Raw genomic sequence first — 24508 nt, forward strand, 5'->3', positions numbered from 1 at the left:
ATGTATAAGTAAAAACGAACAGGCTTATTATTTGCCTTAAATCGGTTGGAGAGATCTTTTTTAAAGAAAATTGATCACATTGCTTGACTATATAGGCAATGACGTTAAAATTTCGCGCCCAGTAGGATTGCTAACTCGTATTGGCAGTCTTCTTATTTTTTTTAAACCTAACACAGGAATTAAGCTCGTGGCTAAGCAAGCATTTGAACGTTCCAAGCCCCACGTTAACGTTGGTACTATCGGCCACGTTGACCACGGTAAAACAACTCTAACTGCAGCACTTACTCGTGTATGTGCAGAAGTTTTCGGTGGTGAAGCTGTCGCATTCGACGGTATCGATAAAGCTCCTGAAGAGCGTGAGCGTGGTATCACGATCAACACTTCTCACGTTGAGTACGATTCAAACATCCGTCACTACGCGCACGTTGACTGCCCAGGGCACGCCGACTACGTTAAGAACATGATCACTGGTGCTGCGCAGATGGACGGCGCTATCCTAGTTTGTGGTGCGACTGATGGTCCAATGCCACAGACTCGTGAGCACATCCTTCTTTCTCGCCAGGTTGGCGTACCTTACATCGTAGTATTCCTAAACAAAGCTGACCTTCTTGCTGAAGACTGTGGCGGCGTTGGTACTGAAGAATACGAAGAGATGCTAGAGCTAGTTCAGATGGAAATCGTTGAGCTTCTAGATACTTACGACTTCCCAGGTGAAGATACTCCAATCATCGCTGGTTCTGCTCTAATGGCTCTTAACGGTCAGGACGACAACGAACTAGGTACTACTGCTGTTAAGAAACTAGTTGAAGCGCTAGACTCTTACATCCCAGAACCACAGCGTCTAGTAGACATGCCATTCCTAATGCCAATCGAGGACGTATTCTCGATTTCTGGTCGTGGTACTGTAGTAACTGGTCGTATCGAGCGTGGTGTCATTAAAGTTGGTGAAGAGATCGATATCGTTGGTATCCGTGAGTCTTCTAAGACTACTTGTACTGGTGTTGAGATGTTCCGTAAGCTTCTTGACGAAGGTCGTGCAGGCGAGAACTGTGGTATCCTTCTTCGTGGTACTAAGCGTGACGAAGTTGAACGTGGTCAGGTTCTATGTGCTCCTGGTACTACAACTCCTCACACTCAGTTCGAAGGTGAAGTATACGTACTAAACAAAGATGAAGGTGGTCGTCACACTCCATTCTTCAAAGGCTACCGTCCACAGTTCTACTTCCGTACAACTGACATCACTGGTGCTGTAGAGCTTCCAGAAGGTGTTGAAATGGTAATGCCTGGTGATAACGTTAAGATGAACGTTACACTAATCAACCCAATCGCTATGGACGAAGGTCTACGTTTCGCAGTTCGCGAAGGTGGCCGTACTGTAGGTGCAGGTGTTGTATCTAAGATCATCGCTTAATTGCTGATAATCTTCTAAAAGAAACCCGCTCTCGAGCGGGTTTTTTTGTGTCCACGGTTTGGGGTTGGGTGGTTGCTGGTAAAGCGGGTGACAGGCTGAAGCCAGTCACCGTAAATGGGAAAAAATGCGCGCTGGGAAGGCGGATGATTGGCTGAAGCCAGTCACCAAAACTGAGTTGGGTGGTTGCTGGTAAAGCGGGTGACAGGCTGAAGCCAGTCACCGACACTACGTAGGTGGTTAGACGCTCCGGTGACTGGCTTTCAGCCTGTCATCCGCTGTCTAATTACGCACCAATCATTTGGCAAATCTTTAGTTGACCTACAGCCCAAAACTCAAGTAGAATTTGCGTCCCTTCATTTAAGGGGAGGTCGGCTATTGCCGTTTATTTAATATTTTAGGAAATGCGTGATCAAAATGCAGAACCAAAAAATCAGAATCCGCTTGAAGGCTTTTGACCATCGTCTGATCGATACTTCGGCTCAGGAGATCGTTGAAACTGCAAAGCGTACTGGTGCTCAGGTCCGTGGTCCGATCCCACTTCCTACTCGCAAAGAGCGTTACACCGTATTGGTTTCACCGCACGTCAACAAAGACGCGCGTGATCAGTACGAAATTCGTACGCACAAGCGTGTTCTAGACATCGTTGAGCCAACTGAAAAAACAGTTGATGCTCTAATGAAGCTAGATCTCGCAGCGGGTGTAGAAGTGCAGATCAGCCTAGGCTAATAGCACGCGCAGATTTATTAATTTTTTATTAATGAAGCGCTATTTGTGGAATACCCCTGAAAAGGGTAGCCGTAGTGGGTAACAGCCCCGTACACAACTGGCAAGAGGTATATAAAATGTCATTAGGACTTATCGGACGTAAAGCGGGCATGACCCGTGTCTTCACTGAAGACGGCGTGTCCGTGCCAGTCACCGTCATCGAGGTGGAACCGAACCGAGTGACTTGCGTTAAAACTGTCGAAACTGACGGTTACGCTGCTGTACAAGTGACTACTGGTACTAAGAAGGCTAACCGCCTTTCTAAACCAGAAGCTGGTCATTTTGCTAAAGCAGGCGTTGAAGCAGGTGCAGGTTTGTGGGAGTTTCGCGCGAAGGGTGATGAGGAAATCAACGTAGGTGATGCACTTACTGTTGAGCGCTTCCAAGCAGGCGAAAAAGTAGATGTAACTGGTCAATCTAAGGGTAAGGGCTTCCAGGGTGGCGTTAAGCGTCACAACTTCCGTACTCAGGATATGACTCACGGTAACTCACTTTCTCACCGTGCTCCGGGTTCAATTGGTCAATGCCAAACTCCGGGTCGCGTTTTTAAAGGTAAAAAGATGGCTGGGCACATGGGTGCAGAGCGTTCTACCGTACAGAGCCTTGAGGTTGTGCGCGTAGATGCTGAGCGCGGCCTGCTGCTAATCAAGGGTGCCGTACCTGGTGCTCCTGGTGGTGACGTCATCGTTAAACCAGCTGTTAAAGCGCGCGGCTAAGGGAGATTGTCATGAATTTGAATCTAACTGGTGCCAAGGGTTCGGTTGAAGTAGCCGATACTGCGTTTGGCAAAGAGTTTAATGAAGCTCTAGTACACCAGGTTGTCACTGCTTACATGGCAGGTGCGCGTCAGGGTACTAAAGCTCAGAAAAACCGTTCAGCTGTAGCTGGTGGTGGTGCTAAGCCATTCCGTCAAAAAGGTACAGGTCGTGCTCGTCAGGGTACTACTCGTTCTCCTATCTGGCGTACTGGTGGCGTAACATTCGCTGCTACTCCACGTGACCACTCTCAGAAAGTTAACAAGAAGATGTACCGCGCTGCGATGCGTTCTATCTTGTCTGAGTTGGTTCGCCAAGAGCGTCTAGTTGTTGTTGAAGACTTCGCTGTCGAAGCTCCAAAAACTAAGCAGTTCTTAGCAAAAATGAAAGAGTTTGACCTAAGCAACGCTTTGGTTATCACTGAAGAGGTTGATCTAAACCTATTCCTTGCAGCTCGTAACGTACCACACGTTGACGTACGTGATGCGGCAGGTATCGATCCAGTGAGCCTAATCGGTTTCGATAAAGTCGTTGTGACTGTCCCAGCTCTTAAGAAGATCGAGGAGGTGTTTGCATGAACCCGGAACGCATCTACAAAGTGCTACTCGGACCACACATCTCTGAGAAAGCAACGATCGTAGCGGAAGATACTCAACAAGTAGTATTCCGTGTCGCTAACGATGCAACTAAGCCTGAAATCAAGGCTGCTGTTGAACAGCTGTTCAACGTGACTGTTGCAAACGTGAACGTGCTTAATGCGAAAGGTAAAACGAAGCGTACTATGCGTGGCATGGGTAAGCGCAACGATGTTCGCAAAGCATACGTTCGTCTAGCTGACGGTTCAGAAATCGATTTTCTGGCTGCTGGCGAATAAGGAGGGGTTAAGAAATGGCAACTGTTAAAGCTAAGCCAACCTCTGCAGGACGTCGTCACGTCGTTTCTGTTAAAGGCCAAAACCTTCACAAAGGTAAGCCTTTTGCAGCGTTGGTTGAAAAGAAATCTAAGTCTGGTGGTCGTAACCACAATGGTCGCATCACTACGCGTCACATTGGTGGTGGTCACAAGCAGGCTTACCGTGTAATCGACTTCCGTCGCAACAAAGATGGCATTCCTGCTGTCGTTGAGCGTCTGGAATATGATCCAAACCGTTCTGCGAACATCGCTCTGTTGAAGTACGCAGATGGTGAGCGTCGCTACATCATCGCTCCTAAGGGCGTTGAAGCAGGTGCTGCTCTGATGTCTGGCGAACAGGCTGACTTTAAACCAGGTAACTGTATGCCTTTGCGCAACGTACCTGTAGGTTCGACTGTTCACTGTGTTGAATTGAAGCCTGGTAAGGGTGCACAGATGGCTCGCTCTGCGGGTACATCAGCTCAGCTAGTTGCTCGTGAAGGTCAGTACGCGACTCTACGTCTACGTTCTGGCGAAATGCGCAAAGTGTTGTCTGAGTGTCGTGCGACTCTTGGTGAAGTAGGTAATGGTGAACATAGCCTACGTCGCTTGGGTAAAGCTGGTGCTACGCGCTGGCGTGGTGTTCGTCCTACCGTCCGCGGTGTGGCGATGAACCCAGTCGATCACCCACACGGTGGTGGTGAAGGTCGTACATCAGGTGGTCGTCACCCAGTGACTCCATGGGGTGTTCCGACTAAGGGCCACAAGACCCGTAAGAACAAGCGTACTGATAAGCTTATCGTACGTCGTCGTCAGGCTAAGTAAGAGGAATCAGCTGTGCCACGTTCACTTAAGAAAGGTCCATTTATCGACCTTCACTTGTTGAAAAAGGTAGAAGCTGCAATCGAGAACAGCGATCGTAAGCCAATTAAAACTTGGTCTCGCCGTTCTACAATCTTTCCGAACTTTGTCGGTTTGACGATTGCGGTACATAACGGCCGTCAGCATGTCCCAGTATTCATTACTGAAGATATGGTCGGTCATAAGCTGGGTGAGTTTGCAGTGACTCGTGCCTTTAAAGGCCACGTTGCAGACAAGAAGGCTAAGAAGTAATAGGAGTTGATGATGGAAGCTATTGCAAAGCATAACGGCGCCCGCATCTCCGCTCAGAAAGCTCGTCTGGTTGCTGACCAGATCCGCGGCAAATCTGTTGGCGAAGCTCTGAATATTTTGGCGTTCAGCACCAAGAAAGGTGCACACCTGGTTAAGAAAGTGCTTGAGTCTGCTATTGCTAACGCAGAGCACAATGAAGGTGCTGACATTGACGAACTTCGCGTTGCGACTATCTTCGTTGATGAAGGCATGACCATGAAACGTATCCGTCCGCGTGCTAAGGGACGAGCTGATCGTATTTTGAAACGCTCGTGTCATATCACTGTTAAGGTCGCAGACTAAGAGCTGAGTACTAGGAGATTTAATCATGGGTCAAAAAGTTAACCCAACCGGTATTCGACTTGGTGTCGTAAAAGACCATACTTCTGTGTGGTATGCGGACAAAGCCGATTACGCGAAGAAGCTGTTGAATGACCTTGAAGTGCGTAAGTACCTTGAGAAGCAGCTAGAAAAAGCATCTGTAAGCCGTATCGAAATCGAGCGTCCTGCACAGAATGCGAAAATCACCATCCACACGGCGCGTCCAGGCATCGTGATTGGTAAAAAAGGTGAAGACGTAGAAGTTCTACGTTCAACTGTTTCTAAGATGATGGGTGTGCCAGTTCACATCAACATCGAAGAGATTCGCAAGCCAGATATGGATGCGAAGCTAGTTGCGCAGAACATTGCAGGTCAGCTAGAGCGTCGTGTTATGTTCCGTCGTGCTATGAAGCGCGCCGTACAGAACACAATGCGTGCTGGTGCAAAAGGTATCAAGATCTCTCTTGCAGGCCGTCTAGGTGGTGCTGAGATCGCGCGTACTGAGTGGTACCGTGAAGGTCGTGTACCTCTACACACTCTACGTGCAGATATCGACTACGCTACATACGAAGCCCACACTACTTACGGTGTGATCGGCATCAAAACTTGGATCTTCAAAGGTGAAGTTCTTGGTGGTATCGAACAGGTACGCGCTGAGAAAAATGCACCTGCGAAGAAAGCGAAGTGAGGTAGCGGAACATGTTGCAACCTAAGCGTCTAAAATTCCGTAAGGTAATGAAAGGCCGCAACCGCGGTTTGGCTCAACGCGGCAGCAGCGTTAGCTTTGGTGAATTCGCACTGAAATCGACCGAACGTGGTCGCATCACAGCGCGTCAGATCGAAGCAGCTCGTCGTACCATGACTCGTCACGTAAAACGTGGTGGTAAAATCTGGATCCGTGTCTTCCCAGACAAGCCGATCACAGGTAAGCCACTAGAAGTACGTATGGGTAAAGGTAAGGGTAACGTTGAGTACTGGGTCGCTCAGATCCAACCAGGTAAAGTGCTGTTTGAAATGGCAGGCGTACCTGAACAACTCGCGAAAGAAGCCTTTGAACTAGCGGCAGCTAAGCTTCCGCTTTCAACAACTGTAGTTAAACGGACGGTGATGTAATGAAAGCTACTGAACTACGTGATCAATCCGTAGAAGAGCTTCAGCAAACATTGCTGACTCTCCTAAAGGATCAGTTTAACTTGCGTATGCAAAAGGCTACTGGCCAGTTGGCACAGACTCACATGTTGGGTCAGGTTCGTCGCGACATCGCTCGCGTTAAGACAGTACTTAACCAAAAAGCAGGTGACTAAATGAGCGCTGAAAAACGTACTCGTACCGTTACTGGTAAAGTTATCAGTGACAAGATGGATAAGACCATCACTGTGTTGGTTGAGCGCAAGGAAAAGCACCCGATCTACGGTAAATTCATGAAGCGTTCAACTAAGTTGCACGCACACGATGAGAAGAATGAATGCCAAGCGGGTGACCTAGTGACAATCGCGGAAAGTCGCCCTCTGTCTAAGACTAAGTCTTGGTCATTGGTACGCATTGAAGAACGTGGAGCAAAGGTGTAAACTATTGCACCTTTGCTTCACTAGCCGCCTTATTCGACGGTCGATTGAGGGTCGAATGAGGCACTAGAGATTGTGGAGTAAACCATGATTCAAACTGAAACGATGCTTGATGTCGCTGATAACAGCGGCGCTAAGCGAGTGCAGTGTATTAAAGTACTAGGCGGTTCACACCGTCGTTACGCTAACGTTGGCGATGTTATCAAGGTATCGGTTAAAGAAGCGATTCCTCGTGGCAAAGTTAAAAAAGGCCAAGTACTTAAAGCTGTCGTAGTACGTACCCGTAAAGGTGTTCGTCGTCCCGATGGTTCATTGATCCGTTTTGATGTTAACTCAGCGGTTCTTTTGAACGCGAACGACGCTCCAATCGGAACTCGTATCTTCGGCCCAGTAACGCGTGAGCTTCGCTCTGAGAAGTTCATGAAGATCATTTCCCTGGCGCCTGAAGTGCTATAAAACCTCGAAAAATTCGAAGTTTTTAAGGAAAACGTCAAGCTCTAACGAGTTTGGCGTTTTTCAGCATGAGGAAGGTAGTAGGAAACGAAGGTAAATTAAAATGCGCAAGATTAAACGTGACGACGAAGTCATCGTTATCGCAGGTAAAGACAAAGGTAAGCGTGGCAAAGTTTCTCGCGTACTTGAAAACGATCGTTTGATCGTGTCTGGCATCAACATGGTGAAAAAACACCAGAAGCCAAACCCTATGCTTCAGCAACCAGGTGGCATCATTGAGAAGGAAGCGGCTATCGCGACTTCTAACGTTGCTATCTTTAACGCTGCGACTGGTAAAGGCGATCGTGTAGGCTTCAAGACTCTTGAAGACGGCACTAAAGTTCGCTTCTACAAATCAACTGGCGAAATCGTTGAGTAAGAGGAGTAGAACAGATGTCTAGATTGAAAGCGCTTTACGAGACTCAGATCAAACAGAGTCTTAAAGAAGAATTGAATTCGCCAAACGTAATGGCTGTTCCACGTGTTACTAAAATCACACTTAACATGGGTGTTGGTGAAGCACTGGCAGACAAGAAGCTTCTAGAGAATGCAGTAAATGATATGACTGCAATCGCTGGTCAGAAGCCTGTTGTTACGTTGGCTCGTAAATCTGTAGCGGGCTTTAAAGTTCGTGAAGGTTGGCCAATCGGTTGTAAGGTTACTCTACGCGGCGAGCGTATGTGGGAATTCCTAGACCGTCTAGTTGACGTTGCGGTTCCTCGTATCCGTGACTTCCGTGGTCTTAACCCTAAGTCATTTGACGGCCGTGGTAACTACAGCATGGGTGTTAAAGAGCAGATCATCTTCCCAGAGATCGACTACGACAAAGTAGACGCGATCCGTGGTCTTGATATCACTATCACGACAACTGCGAAGACAAACGACGAAGGTCGTGCTCTTTTGACTGCACTGCAGTTCCCGTTCAAGAAATAAGGAAGGGATAAGATATGGCTAAGGTATCTATGTGGGAGCGTGAAGTTAAGCGCGAAAAACTAGCGGCTAAGTTCGCTGAGAAACGCGCTTCTCTGAAAGCTATCATCGCTTCACCAGCTTCTTCTGAAGATGAAGTGTGGGAAGCACAAGTTGCGTTGCAGAAACTGCCACGTGACGCTAGCCCAGTACGTAAACAGCGTCGCTGTCAGGTAACAGGTCGTCCACATGCGGTTTACCGCAAGTTCGGTCTTTGCCGTAACCAGCTACGCGAAGCTGCAATGCGCGGCGACGTACCAGGCCTTAAGAAAGCTAGCTGGTAATCCACCGGTTAGTTAACGGTAAGCGTAGTGGTCAGGGCCACGTCAGTGATGACGGGGCTACCGCACTACGCTGCACAAGAGAGGAAGTAAAAGCATGAGCATGCAAGACACGCTCGCGGATATGTTCACACGCATCCGCAACGGTCACATGGCTGAGAAAGTTGCTGTTGCTATGCCATCTTCAAAGCAGAAAGTTGCTATCGCAGCGGTTCTTCAAGAAGAAGGTTACATCAACGGTTACTCAGTTGAAGGTGACGTTAAGCCTGTGCTGTCTATCGAACTGAAATACTTCGAAGGCAAGCCAGTTATCGAAGAGATCAAGCGAGTATCTAAGCCATCTCTACGTATCTACAAATCTGCATCTGATCTTCCTAAAGTATCAGATGGCCTAGGTTGCGCAATCGTTTCTACTAGCAAAGGTGTAATGACCGATCGCGCTGCGCGCGCTGCTGGTATCGGCGGTGAAGTGATCTGCACAGTATTCTAAGGGGATTTACGATGTCACGTATCGCTAAAGCGCCTGTTGCTGTGCCTGCTGGTGTAGAGATCTCAATCTCTGGCCAGACGATCAGCGCTAAAGGCAAAAATGGTCAGCTATCACACGAAGTACACCCATCAGTTACTGTTGAACAGGCTGAAGGTGCATTGAACTTCGGTACTCGTGACGGTGCTAAACAATCTGTTGCACTGGCTGGCACAACTCGTTCTATCGTTAACAACATGGTTACTGGTGTTAGCGAAGGCTTCAAAAAAGAGCTAACACTGATCGGTGTTGGTTACCGTGCTGCGGTTTCTGGAAGCACTCTAAACCTGACTCTGGGTTTCTCACACCCAGTAGAGTACGCACTGCCTGAAGGTATCAAGGCAGAAGTACCTAACCAAACGACTGTTGTCATCTCTGGTGCCGACAAACAAGTTGTAGGCCAGGTTGCTGCTGAAGTTCGTGGTTTCCGCCCACCTGAGCCATACAAAGGTAAAGGTGTTCGTTACAGCGACGAATTTGTTCGCCGTAAAGAAGCTAAGAAGAAGTAAGGCAGGGTTATGAACGTTAAAAAAGAATCTCGTTTACGTCGTGCTCGTCGTTCACGCGCTAAAATGCGTGAGATCGGTACTGCACGTCTGTGTGTTAACCGCACACCGCGCCATATCTACGCGCAAATCGTAACTGCAGATGGCGCTACAGTTCTTGCTGCAGCTTCTACAGTTGAAAAAGATATGCGTGAAAGCGCAACTGGTAACATCGAAGCGGCTAAAAAGGTCGGTACTCTGATCGCTAGCCGTGCAAAAGAAGCAGGTGTTAGCCAGGTAGCGTTTGACCGCTCTGGTTTTAAATACCACGGTCGTGTAGCTGCTCTAGCAGACGCTGCACGTGAAGGCGGTTTGGAATTCTAAAGGTTTCTATTATGGCAAATCACGAACAGAAAGACGGTGAACTGCAAGAGAAGCTTGTTCAGGTAAACCGTGTAGCCAAAGTAGTTAAGGGTGGTCGTATCTTCGGCTTTACAGCTCTTACTGTAGTTGGTGACGGCAATGGCCGTGTTGGTTTTGGTCGCGGTAAAGCGCGCGAAGTACCAGTTGCAATTCAAAAGGCAATGGAACAAGCACGTCGTAACATGGTGAGCGTTTCTCTAAACGGTCACACGTTGCAGTACCCAATCAAAGCACGTCACGGTGCTTCAATGGTCTACATGCAGCCTGCATCTGAAGGTACTGGTGTTATCGCCGGTGGCGCGATGCGTGCAGTTCTTGAACTGGCTGGTGTAGAAAACGTATTGGCTAAGTGCTACGGCTCAACAAACCCAGTGAACGTTGTTCGCGCGACTGTTAAAGGTCTTGCGTCTATGGCGTCTCCTGAAGATGTTGCAGCTAAGCGCGGTAAGTCAGTCGAAGAGATCCTGGGGAACTAATCGATGGCTAATACAGTTAAAATCACTTTGGTACGCAGCCCAATCGGTATCATTCCGAAGCATAAAGCTACCCTAACAGGTCTTGGTCTACGTCGCATGAACCACACTGTTGAGTTGGAAGACACTCCTGCAGTTCGTGGCATGATTAACAAAGTCAACTACATGCTTCGTGTAGAAGACTAATAGAGGAGTCACCCAAATGCGTTTGAATACTCTTCGCCCGGGTGCCGGTTCTAAGCACGCTCCTAAGCGTGTTGGACGTGGTATCGGCTCCGGCCTAGGTAAGACTGGTGGTCGTGGTCACAAGGGTCTTAAATCTCGCTCAGGCGGTAGTGTTAAGCCAGGTTTTGAAGGCGGTCAAATGCCTTTGCAGCGTCGTCTGCCAAAATTTGGTTTCACATCTCGCCAAGCGCGTTACGTAGCTGAAATTCGTCTAAACGAATTGGCTGCTTGCGGTGTTGACGTAGTTGACCTCGCAGCGCTTAAACAGGCTGACATTATCCGTGAAGAGATCACCTCTGCACGTGTAATTCTGTCTGGTGAAATTACTAAAGCAGTTACCGTTAAAGGTCTTAAAGTGACTAAAGGCGCTCTAGCTGCAATCGAAGCTGCCGGTGGTAAGGTAGAAGCGTAATGGCAACTAAAGGACAAGTACCAGCAGGAAATGCAAGCGGTCTAGGTGAGCTTTGGGCTCGTCTACGTTACGTTGCGATTGCGATCATTGTGTATCGTATTGGCGCGCATATTCCGGTTCCGGGTATTAACCCAGATCGTCTTGCTGCTCTGTTTGATCAGAACCAGGGTACGATCCTAAGCCTATTCAATATGTTCTCGGGTGGTGCACTCGAGCGCATGTCGATCTTGGCTCTAGGTATCATGCCGTACATCTCTGCATCGATTATCATGCAGTTGATGACAGCGGTTAGCCCTCAGCTTGAACAGTTGAAGAAAGAGGGTGAAGCTGGTCGCCGTAAGATCAACCAATACACACGTTACGGTACGGTTGCACTAGCAACTGTTCAGGGCTTGGGTATGACCGTTGGTCTAGCTAATCAGGGTGTGGCATTCAGCACAGCGTTTAACTTCTACTTTGTAGCTGTTATTACACTGGTCGCTGGTGCAGTATTCCTAATGTGGCTTGGTGAGCAGATCACTGAACGTGGTATCGGTAACGGTATCTCGATTCTGATCTTTGCTGGTATCGTAGCGGGTCTTCCTGGTGCGATCGGTCAGTCCTTTGAATCGGCTCGTCAGGGTGATCTTAACATCCTGGCGCTGCTAGCAATTGCAGTGTTAGCGGTAGCGACGGTTGGTTTTGTCGTGTTCATGGAACGCGCACAACGTCGTATCACCATTAACTACGCAAAACGCCAGCAGGGTAACCGCGTTTATGCGGGCCAAACCAGTCACTTGCCTTTGAAGGTCAACATGGCGGGTGTTATCCCACCGATCTTCGCAAGCTCTATTCTGCTATTCCCTGCATCTCTAGGCCAATGGTTTGGTCAGAGTGAGGGTATGGATTGGCTTCAGGATGTTGCATTGGCTCTAGGCCCAGGCCAGCCGTTGTACATTCTGTTGTTCTCGGCAGCAATTATATTTTTCTGTTACTTCTACACGGCGATTATGTTCAATCCTCGTGAAGTGGCAGATAACCTGAAGAAATCGGGTGCTTTCATCCCAGGTATTCGTCCAGGTGAACAGTCTGCTCGTTACATCGACTCAGTATTGAGCCGCCTTACTCTGTTTGGTGCTCTTTACATCACTGCGGTATCTCTGATGCCACAGGCGATGGTAGTTGCATGGAACGTACCTTTCTACTTCGGTGGTACTTCGTTACTGATCGTTGTAGTGGTGGTAATGGACTTCATGGCACAAGTGCAATCGCACCTAATGTCACACCAGTATGAATCATTGATGAAGAAGTCGAATCTAAAGGGTGGCGCAGGTCTACTGCGTTAAACCATTGAGGTGAATTATGAAAGTACGCGCATCTGTTAAGAAAATTTGCCGTAACTGTAAGATCGTACGTCGTAACGGTTCCGTTCGCGTGATCTGTAAGGTTGAACCTCGTCACAAGCAGCGTCAGGGTTAATCCTAAGCTGTAAACGAGGCGGAAGGGCGCATGGGTTGATTTAATAATAATCAACCCGTATAATTGCGCGCCTTCCACGAACTGAATGTAATTTCGTACCCAGTTCTTGCTGGAAGCGAATAATTAACTAATGGAGTACATTGAATGGCCCGTATAGCTGGCGTCAATATTCCTGACAACAAGCACGCGGTAATTTCACTGACTTACATTTATGGAGTCGGCCGCACAACTGCACAGCAGATTTGTGACACAGTAGGTATCGATCCAACGACTAAAGTTGGCGATCTTTCTGAAGAGCTACTCGACAATGTTCGTGGTGAAGTTACTAAGTTGACTGTTGAAGGCGACCTTCGTCGTGAAGTCAACATGAATATTAAGCGTCTTATGGACCTTGGTTGTTTCCGTGGTATCCGTCACCGTCGTAATCTACCGGTGCGCGGACAGCGTTCTAAAACTAACGCACGTACCCGTAAGGGCCCACGTAAACCGATCCGTAAGTAAGCGATAGGAATTACTAACTATGGCTAAGCCGAGTAATCGCACACGTAAAAAAGTTAAAAAGCAAGTTGCGGATGGCCTTGCGCACATTCACGCTTCTTTTAACAACACCATTATTACTATTACCGATCGTCAAGGTAATGCTCTTTCTTGGGCAACTTCTGGAGGCTCTGGCTTCCGTGGTTCTCGTAAGAGCACGCCGTTCGCTGCACAGGTTGCTGCTGAACGTGCTGGTCAAGCTGCACTAGAGTACGGCTTGAAAAACCTAGACGTGTTTGTGAAGGGTCCTGGACCAGGTCGTGAGTCTGCAGTGCGCGCACTGAACGCTTGTGGCTACAAAATCGCAAACATCACGGATGTGACACCTATTCCACACAATGGTTGTCGCCCTCCGAAGAAACGTCGCGTTTAATCTGGAGACGGTAAGTAATTATGGCTCGTTATATTGGACCTAAGTGCAAGTTGTCTCGCCGCGAAGGCACTGATCTCTTTCTTAAGAGCGGTGTTCGCGCACTAGACAGCAAGTGCAAGGCTGAAACTGTACCTGGCGTACACGGCGCTCGTCGCGGTCGTTTGTCAGACTACGGTCTACAGCTTCGTGAAAAACAGAAAGTTCGTCGTATCTACGGCGTACTAGAAAAGCAATTCCGCGGCTACTACAAAGAAGCAGCACGTCGTAAAGGCGCTACAGGTGAAAACCTTCTGCAACTTCTTGAAAGCCGTTTGGATAACGTTGTATTCCGCATGGGTTACGGCTCTACACGTGCTGAAGCACGTCAGATCGTTTCTCACCGCTCAATCACTGTTAACGGTGAAGTAGTAAACGTTGCTTCTTACCAAGTAGCAGCGGGCGATGTGGTTGCAGTACGTGAAAAAGCTAAAAACCAACTACGTATTAAAGCGGCGTTGGAACTGGCTGCACAGCGTGCACCGGTAGAGTGGGTTGAAGTTGACTCTGCAAAAATGGAAGGCACTTTTAAAGCCATGCCAGAACGCGCAGAACTACCAGCTGAGATCAACGAACAGTTGATCGTCGAACTTTACTCTAAGTAATTTTTAATTAAACGGTGGAACTATGCAGAGTTCAGTAAATGAGTTTCTAAGCCCACGTCACATCGACGTACAGGAGATTAGCAAGACTCGCGCTAAGGTTACATTGGAACCTCTAGAGCGTGGCTTCGGTCACACCTTGGGTAATGCGCTGCGCCGTATCCTTCTATCTTCTATGCCAGGTTGTGCAATTACAGAAGTAGAAATCGACGGTGTTCTGCATGAGTACAGCAGCATCGAAGGTGTTCAGGAAGATGTCATTGAGATCCTCCTGAACCTTAAAGGTGTTGCGATTATCATGTACAACGGCGACGAAGCGGTGCTGACAATCAACAAGTCGGGTCCTGGTGCAGTTACAGCTGCAGATATCCAGCTAAACCAAGACGTTGAAATCGCTAATCCGGAACACGTGATTGCTACGCTAACTAGCGCTGGCAGTCTGAACATGCGCCTAACTGTTTCCCGCGGTCGCGGCTACGTACCTGCTGATGCTCGTACTAGCGAAGACGATGAGACACGTGCTATTGGCCGTCTGCAGCTAGACGCTAGCTACAGCCCAGTACTACGTGTTTCTTACGCAGTTGAAGCTGCGCGTGTTGAACAGCGTACAGACCTAGACAAACTGGTTATCGATATTGAGTCTAACGGCACAATCGATCCAGAAGAGTGCATCCGTCGTGCGGCAACGATTCTGCAGCAACAGCTAGCAGTATTTGTTGACCTTGAAGATGCAAGCGAACAAGCGAAGTCTGAGCCAGCAGAGCCAGAGATCGATCCAGTACTTCTACGTCCTGTTGATGATCTTGAGCTAACTGTGCGTTCCGCGAACTGTTTGAAGGCTGAGCAGATCTACTACATCGGTGACCTAATTCAGCGCACCGAAGTTGAACTGCTAAAAACTCCGAACTTGGGTAAAAAGTCACTTACAGAGATCAAAGACGTTCTTGCGTCTAAAGGTCTGTCACTAGGTATGCGTCTTGAGAACTGGCCACCAGCTTCTCTTAAAGGCGACGACAAAGTGGCTTCTTAAGTCGACTTAGCTAAGTTTTAAAGGATAGATAAGATGCGTCATCGTAAATCTGGTCGTCATTTGAATCGTACCAGCTCACACCGCAAAGCGATGTTCAAGAACATGGCAGTTTCTTTGATCGAGCACGAATTGATCAAAACAACTCTGCCTAAAGCTAAAGAACTTCGTTCTGTTGTTGAGCCACTAATCACATTGGCGAAAAACGACTCTGTTGCTAACCGTCGTCTGGCTTTTGCCCGTACACGTAGCGATGCAGCAGTAGGTAAACTATTCAACGAACTGGGTCAGCGTTACGCTACTCGCCCAGGCGGCTATGTTCGTATCCTTAAGTGCGGTTTCCGTGCTGGTGATTCGGCTCCAATGGCTTACGTAGAACTAGTTGATCGTCCAGTTGCTGTGTCTTCTGAAGACTAAGTACTGTGTTGATCCATAAAAAACCCGGCTTATGCCGGGTTTTTTGTTTTTAACGTGCTGCTTCTAGTATCTCTCGACTTGCTTGTAGATCGATCTTTTGATGTTCTCCCAGTGCTGTCATACCATACTCTTTCTGCGTATTGCAGTAGCTTCTCTCGTTTTGACTCTTTTTGGTGGGTCATTAGGCTTGGTAGAACGATGGCAAGTGTTTGGGCATGATCTAAACCATGTTCTGCTGTGATTTCATGGCTAATCATGTGTGTCACCCATTCCTGAGGTACACCGGCGCCAATCAAGGCGTTCAGAGCCATTGTCGCCGACCAAATAATATTTGCTCTTACCTCATAGTTTTCTGGCTCCTGTAGCGCGACGGCTAATGACCGCGTTACCATTTGACTCCGATCCTGTTGCCGGCAGAGTCAACACTGCTCCAATAGGGAGTGCTGTTTGTGCTGCTCTTCCACCGCTTCTTACAATTTCCCATGGATCAACAGTTGGATTCGCGATACCAGCAGCGATTAATTTAGAACCGTCCAGTACGCTGCCACCACCGACTTTATACCTATTTATAATACGTCGAGCACAAAAAAGGGAAGCATATGCTTCCCTTTGATTATTTAGAACAGATTACTTTTGGTAGTTACGGAACGCTTCAAGAGCGGCTTTTGCATCGACACCGCGATCGGCTACCGATTCCATCCACATTGCGTCAAGACCCTTCATAGTGTTACGCATGTCTGCAGCGAGTTTTTCGTAGCTATCAACCATATGGATGTTAGTACCTACCTCTTTTGCATGCGTCATGCCGATCGCATCCATATCCTGCCATGTCTTACCTTGCATTCGAGATAGATTTTCACCTAGAGCTGCACGGATTGCTTCAGCATCTTTTGGATCTAGATCTTCCATGAATTCCTGGTTAGCTACGAAGCTGAACACAGTGGTGTAAAGCGCTGTTGGGAAGACGGTTAGGTGGTCAGTGACTTCATCCAGTTTAAAGAACTTGTGTTCACCAGCTGGAAGGAAGGTACCATCAACAACACCTTGCTGCAGCTTCTCGTAAGAGCTAGGCGCTGAACCGCCGACAGGGGTCACTTCCAAGCGTGCAGCTAGTTCATTGACCATACCGCCGCCAAGACGGATCTTTTTACCCTTGAGGTCGTCTAAGCTGTTGATACGGAATTTAGAGTGGATAATGCCAGGTGCGTGTACCCACATGCCTAGTAGTTCTAGGCCTTCGTATTCGTTGGCATCAGCAAAATACTCTTGCTGCACCTTCCATAATGCTACAGATGCATCTTCTGCATCCGACATTTCACCTGGGATTTCAGCAACACCGGTTAAAGCAAAGCGTCCTGGCGTGTAAGCGTTTACACCCCAAGAGGCATCAATGATGCCATCTTCTACTGACGAGTAGATTGTCTTTGGGTGACCTTGGAAGTTTTCGATAACAACCTTAACGCGGCCTTCAGTTGCCTCTTCAACCATCTTTTTGAACTCTGGCATCGCAACAGAGTTTTGTGGGTGAGTAGGTGGTAGCCAAGTCGCAACACGCATGGTTGTTTCAGCCATTGCGTTCATTGAGATTGCAGCGCCTACCGCTAGGCCGATTGCTTTAAGTTTTAGGTTGGTCATGTTTATTGCTCTCATTTTAAATGGTTATTTTTATAGTAAAAAAACAGTAAAAGTTATTTTAGGGATGACTTCCACTGCACCTTAGTCGAAACTGTTAACGATATAGCAGATCCGGCAAGAATAGGGTGATCGGTACAAAAGCGACGATCAGTGCTAAGCGTACAATGTCGGCACACCAGAATGGTGTTACGCCTTTAAAGATCGTGCCGGTTTTAATGTCTTTGAGAACAGCGCTGAGGACAAATACGTTCATACCCACCGGCGGTGTAATCAGACTGATCTCTGTCACTACAACCACCACGATGCCATACCAGACAAGATCGAATCCTAGGCTATCAATCAACGGGTAGAACACAGGGACCGTTAGCAGCAGCATTGATAGGCTTTCAAATACCATTCCCAAAAGAATGTAGATGCAAAGAATAACGATAATGACGGCCATGGGAGAGACATCAAGCGACTGCACAAACTCAAGAAGCCAAACGGGTAGACCGGCACGGTTGATGAAGTCAGAGAAGATCAATGCGCCGATGATCACGGCAAATAGCATGGTCGATGTTCGAACGGTATCCGACAGTACTTCGTAGGTTTTCACCAGATTGAGTTGTCCACGAAGTAGGGCGATCAAGAATGCGCCTGCCGCACCAATACCGGCTGCTTCGGTAGGCGTAAAGACGCCTAAGTAGATACCGCCCATTACGATCGTGAACAGCAGAAGTACACCCCAGATGCCTTTCAGTGCCTGCATGCGTTCTGCCCAGGTGAATTTCTCACCGGCTGGGCCCGATTTAGGATTGCGCATAACGACCCAGCGCACAGCTAACATGTAAAGAATGACGCCTAAAAGACCTGGTATAAAACCTGCCGCAAACAGTTCGCGGATACTGGTCTCTGTCAGTAGGCCGTAAATAACAAGGATGACTGACGGTGGTATCAGAATGCCAAGTGTACCGCCCGCTGCAATGGATGCGGTTGCAAGTGAATCGGCATAACCAAACTTACGCATTGGTGGCAGTGCAACCTTGGCCATGGTCGCCGACGTTGCTAGGCTGGAGCCACAAATAGCAGAGAAGCCACCACACGCAACAACCGTAGACATGGCGAGACCGCCGCGACGATGACCCAAAAAAGTATAAGCGGCGTTGTATAGCTCTTGAGACAGGCCTGAGCGAGTGACAAAGTTACCCATTAATATGAACAGAGGGACTACTGAGAGAGAGTACTCCTGTGCCGTCTCAATGACACGGTTAGAAGCCAAAGTCAGTGATGCTTTCCAACGGAAGTCGAAAAGGTTATCAAGAGTTAGGCCCTGTAAAATAGCGAAACCAAAGAACCCGACGATCGCCATCGCAAAGGCGATGGGCATTCGGATGACTAGAATTAAAAAGATAAGGAGCGCGAAGCCTATAATTACTGCGGTCATCGTGATAAATCCTTAATGCTTCTCTTTGTATATACGATAGATGCCATAGGTGATCATACCCAGTGCAGTGAACCAACTCATGACGGCGATGTACTCAATTAGATAGCCTACTGGTAGTTCCAAGTATTCTGTTACCTCGCCTCGGCGCAGTTTTCGTGCACCCAGTTGCCAAATACGTACACCGACAACGTAGAAGGAGGTTGAGATCGCCAGTGCCGAAAACATAGCCAGAATACGCACGATTTTGTGGCCAAGTGTTGAGTCTAAAAGGTCCACTAAAATGTGTCCTCCACGCCATGTCACAACAGGCATTTCGGCGAAGATAATGATGGCAAGACCTAGTTGGGTGATCTCAAAAGCACCATCAACCCCATTGTTGAAGAGGTAACGGCCGAAGACATCGGCAACGGTCAACATCATTAAAAAGAAGAGGCCACAAGCCGCTATGACTTCTAAGCCAAAAGCGATCCATCTGAAGGGGCCGGGCTCTGGGTAGTGTTGATCTAGCCACTCCGCGCGGCTAAGGGTAGTCTCGTTACTCATATGACCTCAAAAAAATCGATCTCTACACAGTCAGGTTTACGAACACCCGTGCCGATAAACAGACGTTCCGTAATCCACTGAAAGCGTTCGGTACTGGTTTCAAAAATAGGGGTGCACTTGAAGTAGACTTCGCTTGGATCGACGGGGATTCCATCGATGATCTTTTGTGTTACTTCTGGATCAGCAGCGCGCAGTGCTCGATTCTGTACAAATATGGTCTCGCCATCATCCGACTCAAGCACATAACGTGCATCCAGTTCGGCTAATCTTGGTGAAACGATACGTTGAAAGTCAGCACCACCAGGTAAAACACGGCCATTCCAGCCCTTACCTTGAACGGTGCCACCTGTAATCGGAATCACTCTGCGCGTGCCAAATTGTGCTGCACCTATCTCCTGGGGTGTAGCAATTTCAACACGCAGTGATGCGAAGTGCTTTAACTGTGGAATATCCATTAACGCTATACTCTATTTATTATCTGTAGTTTTTGGATACGAAGCTTATTGTTTAGGTGTACAACATATCACGTGTCGTCTCTAAATCTATGCACTTTTCCAACTAATTCACAAAAAATTATGGCTTTTGCGATTTTTGAACAAGGGTCAGGATATCGTAGCTTGCGACAAGCTCACCGTTTTGATTAACGACTTCGACATCCCAAGAGACAACACCGATAGCATCGCCTTTGTTGTTGACTTTACCTTGGTCAATTTTCGTCTTGCATGTGATTCTAGCTTGTATGGTATCGCCGATACCAACAGGGTTTACGAATCTGAGTGTGTCTAAACCATAGTTGGCCAGGACAGGCCCTACACCCGGATCAACGAATAGGCCAGCGGCCGCTGAAAGCACAAAATAGCCATGAGCGATGCGTTTCTCGAACATGGAGTCACAGGCCGCTTGCTCATCGAAGTGCATGTAAAAATGATCGCCTGAGAGGCATCCAAAATTAACAATATCAGCTTCTGTAACCGTTCTTCTGTGAGTTAATAGAGTCTGACCGATCTCGAGCTCATCGAAATGGTAACGGAATGGATGAAGCGGTTTTTCGATTTTGTCTGCGCCACGGACATATTGGCCTGTCACCGCCATCAGCATCGTTGGTGATCCTTGAACAGAAGCACGTTGCATGTAGTGTTTAACCGCTCGAATTCCGCCTAATTCTTCACCGCCGCCAGCTCGACCTGGTCCGCCATGTTTAAGCATGGGTAACGGTGACCCGTGACCAGTAGATTCTTTTGATGAACGTTCGTCCAAAATGTGAACGCGTCCATGCCATACAGCCAGTTTAGGTGCTACCACGCCTGCGATGGCAGGGTCTTTAGTGGTTAATGTTGTCACCAAAGAGCCTTTGCCGCGTGCAGCGAGTGTGCAAGCGTGATCAACGTCTCTGTACGGCATCAGTGTGCTAACAGGTCCAAAAGGTTCAATATCGTGAGCCCCTCCCTCTGCGTCTGGAGAGGTGTTTAGTAGCAATGTAGGTTCAAAGAACGCGCCCTTTTCAGTGCCTTCACCAAAGGGTTTGCACTCTGCACCTCTACCAAGAAGCACGTCGCTGCTGGACATCAACATCTCTAGTTTTTCTTGTACATCACGCTGCTGATCTATTGAAGCAAGGGCTCCCATTCGAACACCTTCAATCGTTGGATCACCTAAAGTCGTTTTACCCAGTCTCTGTGTTAATGCACCTGAAACCGGTTCGATAAGATGCTCTGGGACTAGGATACGACGGATTGCAGTACATTTTTGTCCTGCTTTGACCGTCATCTCACGCGCCACCTCTTTAACAAAAAGATCGAATTCTGCATCCTCTGGTGTCACATCAGGTGCTAGGATCGCACAGTTTAATGAGTCCGCCTCTGCATTGAATGGAATAGAGTGATTTAGAATGTTCGCATTGCTTTTTAACATCCGAGCGGTGTCTGCAGAGCCGGTAAAGGTTACGATGTCTTGAGAATCAAGTCGATCCAACAGGTCACCTGTAGACCCTATGATCAGTTGTATAGCTCCTAATGGAAGCAGATTAGATTGATGCATCAGCTTCACGCACGCCTCGGTTAAGTAAGAGGTTTGCGAGGCAGGTTTAACGATAGCGGGCACGCCAGCAATAAAATTGGGGGCGAATTTTTCTAACATTCCCCATATAGGAAAGTTAAATGCATTGATATGAACTGCAGCACCTTGCTTCGGAACTAGGATGTGACTGCCAAAAAATTGTCCGACCTTACCCAGCTGGACAGGATCTCCCTCGTGAATTGTATTGCCAGAGGGGAGTTCATTACGCCCCATGCTTGCATAAGCAAACAGCGTTGCAATACCACCTTCTATATCGATCCAGCTGTCATTTCTTGTAGCACCAGTATGAGCAGAAATCTGATAGAGAGACTCTTTATGCTCCATCAGATATTTGCCTAGGTTTCTCAACAGCGTGGCTCGCTGTTGAAAATCGAGAGCCAACAGACTTTTGTGACCAATCGTCTTTGCGTAGTCCAGACTTGAACTAAAATCTATTGCTTCAGAGTGAGTAGAAAAGACGGCATCACCATTAATAGCACTATTGAGTGTTTGATGAGCATTCTGACCAATCCATTGGCCTGCGATGAAACTTTGAACGATTGGTGTTGATGTCATGATAAATCCGTTTATTGATTATAGTTTTTTATATTTGATCGAAATCTAGAACGACTTTGTCGCTTACTGGGTACGATTGACAGGAGAGTACGAACCCCTCTTTGACCTCATAGTCTTCAAGCCCGATGCTAACATCCATCTCAACCTGCCCCTCAACCACCTTGCATTTGCAGGTTGAACAGACGCCTGCTTTACAAGAATAGGGAAGTTCTGCCCCTTGTTCGTTAGCTGCATCTAGGATGTTTTGCGTGTTCTGCGCAAGATCAAACTGCTTAACATGCCCATCGCGCATGATTTCAATGCTAGATAGGTGTGTTGCACGCTCAGCAGCTTCTGTTCTCTGTGCTCTTTTTTCACTGCCCTGAGTCGTTCCGAAGAGCTCAAAATGAACGTTTTGCTTCGCGACTCCCGCTTTAATAAGTGATTCACTCACGGTTTCTGTCATTGATTGAGGACCACAAATAAAGACATCCGTTAATCGCTTAACATCGATCCATCTAGAGAAGAGGGCTTCACATTTCTCTGCGTCGATATGACCGTTATAAAGGTCTATGTCCTGTTGTTCGCGACTGAAGATGAAGATGAGATTTAAACGTCCCATGTAACTGTTTTTAAGATCTTCCAATTGATCTTTGAACATGGTGGAACCCGTCGCTCTGTTGCCATATATCAGTGTGACGTGGCTTTTTGGCTCCGATCTCAAAATGGTTTTTACCTGCGATAGAATAGGTGTGATACCGCTGCCTGCTGCCACTAAAAGATAGTTACCTGAGTGCTCTTCATTAAGATCGGTATAGAAGTGCCCCATGGGTTCCATGACATCAATTTCATCCCCAATTGCCAACTGATCATTGGCAAAGTTGGAGAACAAACCGTCAGGCACTCGCTTTATAGCAACTCTAAGCTCGTTGTCATGGACACCACTGCAGATTGAATAAGAGCGGCGTACCTCTTCGTTATTGATGTTAGCTTTTAATGTTAGGTATTGACCTTGATTAAATCGAAAACGTTCCTGAATCTCGCACGGTACTTCGAAAGCTAACGAGACTGAGTCGCGTGTCTCTTCTGTGCGATCAGCAATTTTTAAACGGTGGAAGTTGCTCATTTTATCTCCCTGGCCTAGATGCATTTGAAGTAATCAAATGGTTCTAGACAGTCGTTACATTGGTACAGCGCTTTACACGCTGTGGAACCAAATTCTGTAATCTCTTTGGTATTGGTACTATCACAAACTGGACAAGGAATCGCTTGATCGAGTTGTGGCTTGTCAGCACTGCCGATGGGCGGTGCTATGCCATACTCTTTTAAACGGAGTCGACCGCGTTTTGTAATCCAGTCTGTCGTCCAAGCGGGTGCAAGTCTTTGCTCAATGGTGACGGCGTTGAACCCCGAATCTTCAAGGGCTCGTTTAGCGCTCTGTTCAATGTGCTCAGTGGCTGGACAACCGGAATAGGTTGGCGTTAAAACGACTTGTAATACTCCACCAACGGGTGTAATTTCGCGAACAATACCCAAGTCAGTAAGACTCACAACCGGTACTTCCGGATCCATGACTTCATCCAGAACTGACCAAGCTAACTTAACTGACTCTTCTGTCAGCTCAGATCGGTCAGTTGCAATCAACTCACCAGCATGCATTCGGGTATGCTCGTTGTAAAAATTGCATCTCAGCTAAGATAAAACCAAGGCTTTCTGTATGCAGACCCTTAGCTCCACTGAGGTAGTTGTTATCGGCAGCCTCAGGTTGCATCAGCGTTGCTTCAGTTAATGTCTTTGATATGATCGCGTGCCAATCACTGCAAAGATCATTTACACCTGGTGCAATACCAGATGAATCCAATGTCTTGAACAGTTCGCACGGCTTGGCTAGCTCGAATGTGAAATGCCAGATTTTGTCTAACGCGGATTGCATGCGTTCGTGGCTTTCAGAAGTGCCGTCGCCCAGTCGTTTTATCCATTCACTCGAACGACGGATATGATAACTAGACTCTTTAAGGGACTTAGCCGCGATGCCCGCTATTTTCTCATCAGATGAACTACACAGTTTTTCAAGAAGAGGATAGTGCCAAGCATCAAATAGAAACTGCTTAGCCATCGTCATCGCGAAGTCACCGTTTGGCTGTTCAACAATTAGAAGATTTCTGTACTCGCCTTGGTCTCTTAGGAAGACCAGATCGTCGGCTGTACGACCATCACCAATACGTTCAGCGGCATACTCTAACCAGTTACGCGCTTGTCCGACTAGATCAAGGCCGACATTCATCAATGCGACTTCTTCTTCAAGAGCGGGTGCTCCTCCAACAAGTTCACACAGACGCTGGGCCTGTATCATGGCGCTATCGCCAAGTTGAAGCAGAAGTTCCGTTGTATCATCAAAACGTTTCATAGGGGCCTCTACATGTGTCCAACTTCATTAGGCAGTTTGTAAAAGCCAGCATGTCGGTAAATTTTGTCATCGGATGGATCGAATAACGCCTCTTTTTCATCCGTTGCTGTGGCCGTTATCGATGCAGATGGTACGACCCAAATACTCACTCCCTCGTTGCGTCGTGTATATAGATCGCGCGCGTTCTCGATAGCCATCTCAGAATCCGCGGCATGCACACTCCCGACATGCTTATGGTTTAGGCCGTGTTTACTGCGGATAAACACTTCAAATAGGGTCCAATCAGCCATAGTA

At 47.7% G+C, this 24508-nt stretch carries 40 protein-coding genes; 29 read left to right on the forward strand and 11 right to left on the reverse strand.

The window, feature by feature from the left end; genetic code table 11:
• Window positions 1-187 precede the first annotated feature (187 nt).
• The 29 genes from tuf (at window position 188) to rplQ (ending at window position 15596) form a co-directional block, all read left to right on the forward strand.
• Window positions 188-1411: an elongation factor Tu gene (tuf, locus tag XMM312_RS00185; protein ID WP_173480306.1), complete on the forward strand. Its 1224-nt coding sequence runs from the start codon at window positions 188-190 to the stop codon at window positions 1409-1411.
• A gap of 414 nt (window positions 1412-1825) precedes the next feature.
• Entirely contained in the window at window positions 1826-2137 is a 312-nt protein-coding gene (rpsJ, locus tag XMM312_RS00190; RefSeq protein WP_173480307.1) for a 30S ribosomal protein S10, read from the forward strand.
• A gap of 116 nt (window positions 2138-2253) precedes the next feature.
• A complete protein-coding gene (gene rplC / locus XMM312_RS00195) occupies window positions 2254-2892 on the forward strand; it encodes a 50S ribosomal protein L3 (RefSeq protein ID WP_173480308.1) in 639 nt (212 codons plus the stop codon).
• Window positions 2893-2903: 11 nt separating this feature from the next.
• Window positions 2904-3509 carry a 50S ribosomal protein L4 gene (gene rplD, locus XMM312_RS00200; RefSeq protein ID WP_173480309.1) on the forward strand — a complete coding sequence of 202 codons (606 nt, stop codon included), beginning with the start codon at window positions 2904-2906 and terminating at the stop codon, window positions 3507-3509.
• Window positions 3506-3805, forward strand: a complete 300-nt coding sequence (gene rplW, locus XMM312_RS00205) for a 50S ribosomal protein L23 (protein ID WP_173480310.1) — start codon at window positions 3506-3508, stop codon at window positions 3803-3805. The genes rplD and rplW overlap by 4 nt, the downstream gene beginning before the upstream one ends.
• 14 nt (window positions 3806-3819) lie before the next feature.
• Window positions 3820-4647 (forward strand): 50S ribosomal protein L2, encoded by an 828-nt coding sequence (rplB, locus tag XMM312_RS00210; RefSeq protein WP_173480311.1) that lies wholly within the window; start codon window positions 3820-3822, stop codon window positions 4645-4647.
• A 12-nt stretch (window positions 4648-4659) separates the two neighbouring features.
• Window positions 4660-4935: a 30S ribosomal protein S19 gene (gene rpsS / locus XMM312_RS00215; protein WP_173480312.1), complete on the forward strand. Its 276-nt coding sequence runs from the start codon at window positions 4660-4662 to the stop codon at window positions 4933-4935.
• 12 nt (window positions 4936-4947) lie between these two features.
• Window positions 4948-5277 (forward strand): 50S ribosomal protein L22, encoded by a 330-nt coding sequence (gene rplV / locus XMM312_RS00220; RefSeq protein WP_173480313.1) that lies wholly within the window; start codon window positions 4948-4950, stop codon window positions 5275-5277.
• A gap of 25 nt (window positions 5278-5302) precedes the next feature.
• Window positions 5303-5983, forward strand: a complete 681-nt coding sequence (rpsC, locus tag XMM312_RS00225) for a 30S ribosomal protein S3 (RefSeq protein WP_173480314.1) — start codon at window positions 5303-5305, stop codon at window positions 5981-5983.
• Window positions 5984-5994: 11 nt separating this feature from the next.
• The gene (gene rplP / locus XMM312_RS00230; protein WP_173480315.1) at window positions 5995-6408 is read left to right on the forward strand and encodes a 50S ribosomal protein L16; all 414 of its coding nucleotides are present in this window, start codon (window positions 5995-5997) and stop codon (window positions 6406-6408) included.
• The gene (rpmC, locus tag XMM312_RS00235) at window positions 6408-6599 is read left to right on the forward strand and encodes a 50S ribosomal protein L29 (protein WP_173480316.1); all 192 of its coding nucleotides are present in this window, start codon (window positions 6408-6410) and stop codon (window positions 6597-6599) included. Before rplP ends, rpmC begins: the two co-directional genes overlap by 1 nt.
• Window positions 6600-6863, forward strand: a complete 264-nt coding sequence (gene rpsQ, locus XMM312_RS00240; protein WP_173480317.1) for a 30S ribosomal protein S17 — start codon at window positions 6600-6602, stop codon at window positions 6861-6863. It begins immediately after the preceding gene.
• A gap of 84 nt (window positions 6864-6947) precedes the next feature.
• Window positions 6948-7316: a 50S ribosomal protein L14 gene (rplN, locus tag XMM312_RS00245; RefSeq protein WP_173480318.1), complete on the forward strand. Its 369-nt coding sequence runs from the start codon at window positions 6948-6950 to the stop codon at window positions 7314-7316.
• 100 nt (window positions 7317-7416) lie between these two features.
• Complete coding sequence (gene rplX, locus XMM312_RS00250) at window positions 7417-7731, forward strand: 50S ribosomal protein L24 (RefSeq protein ID WP_173480319.1); 315 nt, start codon at window positions 7417-7419, stop codon at window positions 7729-7731.
• 14 nt (window positions 7732-7745) lie between these two features.
• The gene (rplE, locus tag XMM312_RS00255) at window positions 7746-8285 is read left to right on the forward strand and encodes a 50S ribosomal protein L5 (RefSeq protein ID WP_173488491.1); all 540 of its coding nucleotides are present in this window, start codon (window positions 7746-7748) and stop codon (window positions 8283-8285) included.
• A gap of 14 nt (window positions 8286-8299) precedes the next feature.
• On the forward strand, window positions 8300-8605 hold the full coding sequence (gene rpsN, locus XMM312_RS00260; RefSeq protein ID WP_173480321.1) for a 30S ribosomal protein S14: 306 nt from the start codon (window positions 8300-8302) through the stop codon (window positions 8603-8605).
• A 94-nt stretch (window positions 8606-8699) separates the two neighbouring features.
• Window positions 8700-9092 (forward strand): 30S ribosomal protein S8, encoded by a 393-nt coding sequence (rpsH, locus tag XMM312_RS00265; RefSeq protein ID WP_173480322.1) that lies wholly within the window; start codon window positions 8700-8702, stop codon window positions 9090-9092.
• A gap of 11 nt (window positions 9093-9103) precedes the next feature.
• A complete protein-coding gene (gene rplF / locus XMM312_RS00270; RefSeq protein ID WP_173480323.1) occupies window positions 9104-9637 on the forward strand; it encodes a 50S ribosomal protein L6 in 534 nt (177 codons plus the stop codon).
• Between the two features lie 9 nt (window positions 9638-9646).
• Window positions 9647-9997: a 50S ribosomal protein L18 gene (rplR, locus tag XMM312_RS00275; RefSeq protein ID WP_173480324.1), complete on the forward strand. Its 351-nt coding sequence runs from the start codon at window positions 9647-9649 to the stop codon at window positions 9995-9997.
• Window positions 9998-10008: 11 nt separating this feature from the next.
• A complete protein-coding gene (gene rpsE, locus XMM312_RS00280; RefSeq protein WP_173480325.1) occupies window positions 10009-10512 on the forward strand; it encodes a 30S ribosomal protein S5 in 504 nt (167 codons plus the stop codon).
• Between the two features lie 3 nt (window positions 10513-10515).
• Complete coding sequence (gene rpmD, locus XMM312_RS00285; RefSeq protein WP_173480326.1) at window positions 10516-10695, forward strand: 50S ribosomal protein L30; 180 nt, start codon at window positions 10516-10518, stop codon at window positions 10693-10695.
• A 16-nt stretch (window positions 10696-10711) separates the two neighbouring features.
• Window positions 10712-11146, forward strand: a complete 435-nt coding sequence (gene rplO / locus XMM312_RS00290) for a 50S ribosomal protein L15 (RefSeq protein WP_173480327.1) — start codon at window positions 10712-10714, stop codon at window positions 11144-11146.
• The gene (gene secY / locus XMM312_RS00295) at window positions 11146-12471 is read left to right on the forward strand and encodes a preprotein translocase subunit SecY (RefSeq protein ID WP_173480328.1); all 1326 of its coding nucleotides are present in this window, start codon (window positions 11146-11148) and stop codon (window positions 12469-12471) included. The genes rplO and secY overlap by 1 nt, the downstream gene beginning before the upstream one ends.
• A gap of 16 nt (window positions 12472-12487) precedes the next feature.
• On the forward strand, window positions 12488-12604 hold the full coding sequence (rpmJ, locus tag XMM312_RS00300) for a 50S ribosomal protein L36 (RefSeq protein ID WP_007021200.1): 117 nt from the start codon (window positions 12488-12490) through the stop codon (window positions 12602-12604).
• A 144-nt stretch (window positions 12605-12748) separates the two neighbouring features.
• Window positions 12749-13105: a 30S ribosomal protein S13 gene (gene rpsM / locus XMM312_RS00305; RefSeq protein WP_173480329.1), complete on the forward strand. Its 357-nt coding sequence runs from the start codon at window positions 12749-12751 to the stop codon at window positions 13103-13105.
• Window positions 13106-13124: 19 nt separating this feature from the next.
• On the forward strand, window positions 13125-13514 hold the full coding sequence (gene rpsK / locus XMM312_RS00310) for a 30S ribosomal protein S11 (protein WP_173480330.1): 390 nt from the start codon (window positions 13125-13127) through the stop codon (window positions 13512-13514).
• A gap of 20 nt (window positions 13515-13534) precedes the next feature.
• Window positions 13535-14155 carry a 30S ribosomal protein S4 gene (gene rpsD, locus XMM312_RS00315; protein WP_173480331.1) on the forward strand — a complete coding sequence of 207 codons (621 nt, stop codon included), beginning with the start codon at window positions 13535-13537 and terminating at the stop codon, window positions 14153-14155.
• A 22-nt stretch (window positions 14156-14177) separates the two neighbouring features.
• The gene (rpoA, locus tag XMM312_RS00320; RefSeq protein WP_173488492.1) at window positions 14178-15182 is read left to right on the forward strand and encodes a DNA-directed RNA polymerase subunit alpha; all 1005 of its coding nucleotides are present in this window, start codon (window positions 14178-14180) and stop codon (window positions 15180-15182) included.
• 33 nt (window positions 15183-15215) lie between these two features.
• Entirely contained in the window at window positions 15216-15596 is a 381-nt protein-coding gene (gene rplQ, locus XMM312_RS00325) for a 50S ribosomal protein L17 (protein ID WP_173488493.1), read from the forward strand.
• A 29-nt stretch (window positions 15597-15625) separates the two neighbouring features.
• Here rplQ and XMM312_RS11475 read toward each other — a convergent pair whose 3' ends face one another.
• The 11 genes from XMM312_RS11475 to paaB all read right to left on the reverse strand — a co-directional run bounded on the left by XMM312_RS11475 (window position 15626) and on the right by paaB (window position 24504).
• On the reverse strand, window positions 15626-15988 hold the full coding sequence (locus XMM312_RS11475; protein WP_254454391.1) for an iron-containing alcohol dehydrogenase: 363 nt from the start codon (window positions 15986-15988) through the stop codon (window positions 15626-15628).
• Window positions 15939-16169: an iron-containing alcohol dehydrogenase gene (locus tag XMM312_RS11480; RefSeq protein ID WP_371739844.1), complete on the reverse strand. Its 231-nt coding sequence runs from the start codon at window positions 16167-16169 to the stop codon at window positions 15939-15941. Before XMM312_RS11480 ends, XMM312_RS11475 begins: the two co-directional genes overlap by 50 nt.
• Before the next feature lie 54 nt (window positions 16170-16223).
• Complete coding sequence (locus tag XMM312_RS00335; protein WP_173488494.1) at window positions 16224-17231, reverse strand: TRAP transporter substrate-binding protein; 1008 nt, start codon at window positions 17229-17231, stop codon at window positions 16224-16226.
• 94 nt (window positions 17232-17325) lie between these two features.
• Window positions 17326-18654 (reverse strand): TRAP transporter large permease, encoded by a 1329-nt coding sequence (locus tag XMM312_RS00340; RefSeq protein WP_173480335.1) that lies wholly within the window; start codon window positions 18652-18654, stop codon window positions 17326-17328.
• A 12-nt stretch (window positions 18655-18666) separates the two neighbouring features.
• Window positions 18667-19197, reverse strand: coding sequence for a TRAP transporter small permease (locus tag XMM312_RS00345; RefSeq protein WP_173480336.1), 531 nt, complete (start codon window positions 19195-19197; stop codon window positions 18667-18669).
• Window positions 19194-19652 (reverse strand): DUF3237 domain-containing protein, encoded by a 459-nt coding sequence (locus tag XMM312_RS00350; RefSeq protein ID WP_173483839.1) that lies wholly within the window; start codon window positions 19650-19652, stop codon window positions 19194-19196. Before XMM312_RS00350 ends, XMM312_RS00345 begins: the two co-directional genes overlap by 4 nt.
• A gap of 118 nt (window positions 19653-19770) precedes the next feature.
• The gene (paaZ, locus tag XMM312_RS00355; RefSeq protein ID WP_173483840.1) at window positions 19771-21828 is read right to left on the reverse strand and encodes a phenylacetic acid degradation bifunctional protein PaaZ; all 2058 of its coding nucleotides are present in this window, start codon (window positions 21826-21828) and stop codon (window positions 19771-19773) included.
• A gap of 28 nt (window positions 21829-21856) precedes the next feature.
• Window positions 21857-22933 (reverse strand): 1,2-phenylacetyl-CoA epoxidase subunit PaaE, encoded by a 1077-nt coding sequence (gene paaE / locus XMM312_RS00360; protein WP_173488495.1) that lies wholly within the window; start codon window positions 22931-22933, stop codon window positions 21857-21859.
• A 14-nt stretch (window positions 22934-22947) separates the two neighbouring features.
• On the reverse strand, window positions 22948-23466 hold the full coding sequence (paaD, locus tag XMM312_RS00365) for a 1,2-phenylacetyl-CoA epoxidase subunit PaaD (RefSeq protein WP_173483842.1): 519 nt from the start codon (window positions 23464-23466) through the stop codon (window positions 22948-22950).
• Complete coding sequence (gene paaC, locus XMM312_RS00370; protein WP_173483843.1) at window positions 23453-24214, reverse strand: 1,2-phenylacetyl-CoA epoxidase subunit PaaC; 762 nt, start codon at window positions 24212-24214, stop codon at window positions 23453-23455. The genes paaD and paaC overlap by 14 nt, the downstream gene beginning before the upstream one ends.
• Before the next feature lie 8 nt (window positions 24215-24222).
• On the reverse strand, window positions 24223-24504 hold the full coding sequence (gene paaB / locus XMM312_RS00375) for a 1,2-phenylacetyl-CoA epoxidase subunit PaaB (RefSeq protein ID WP_173488496.1): 282 nt from the start codon (window positions 24502-24504) through the stop codon (window positions 24223-24225).
• Window positions 24505-24508: the final 4 nt, after the last annotated feature.

This window comes from Marinobacterium sp. xm-m-312 (assembly GCF_013283295.1).
Classification (GTDB): Bacteria; Pseudomonadota; Gammaproteobacteria; order Pseudomonadales; family Balneatricaceae; genus Marinobacterium_E.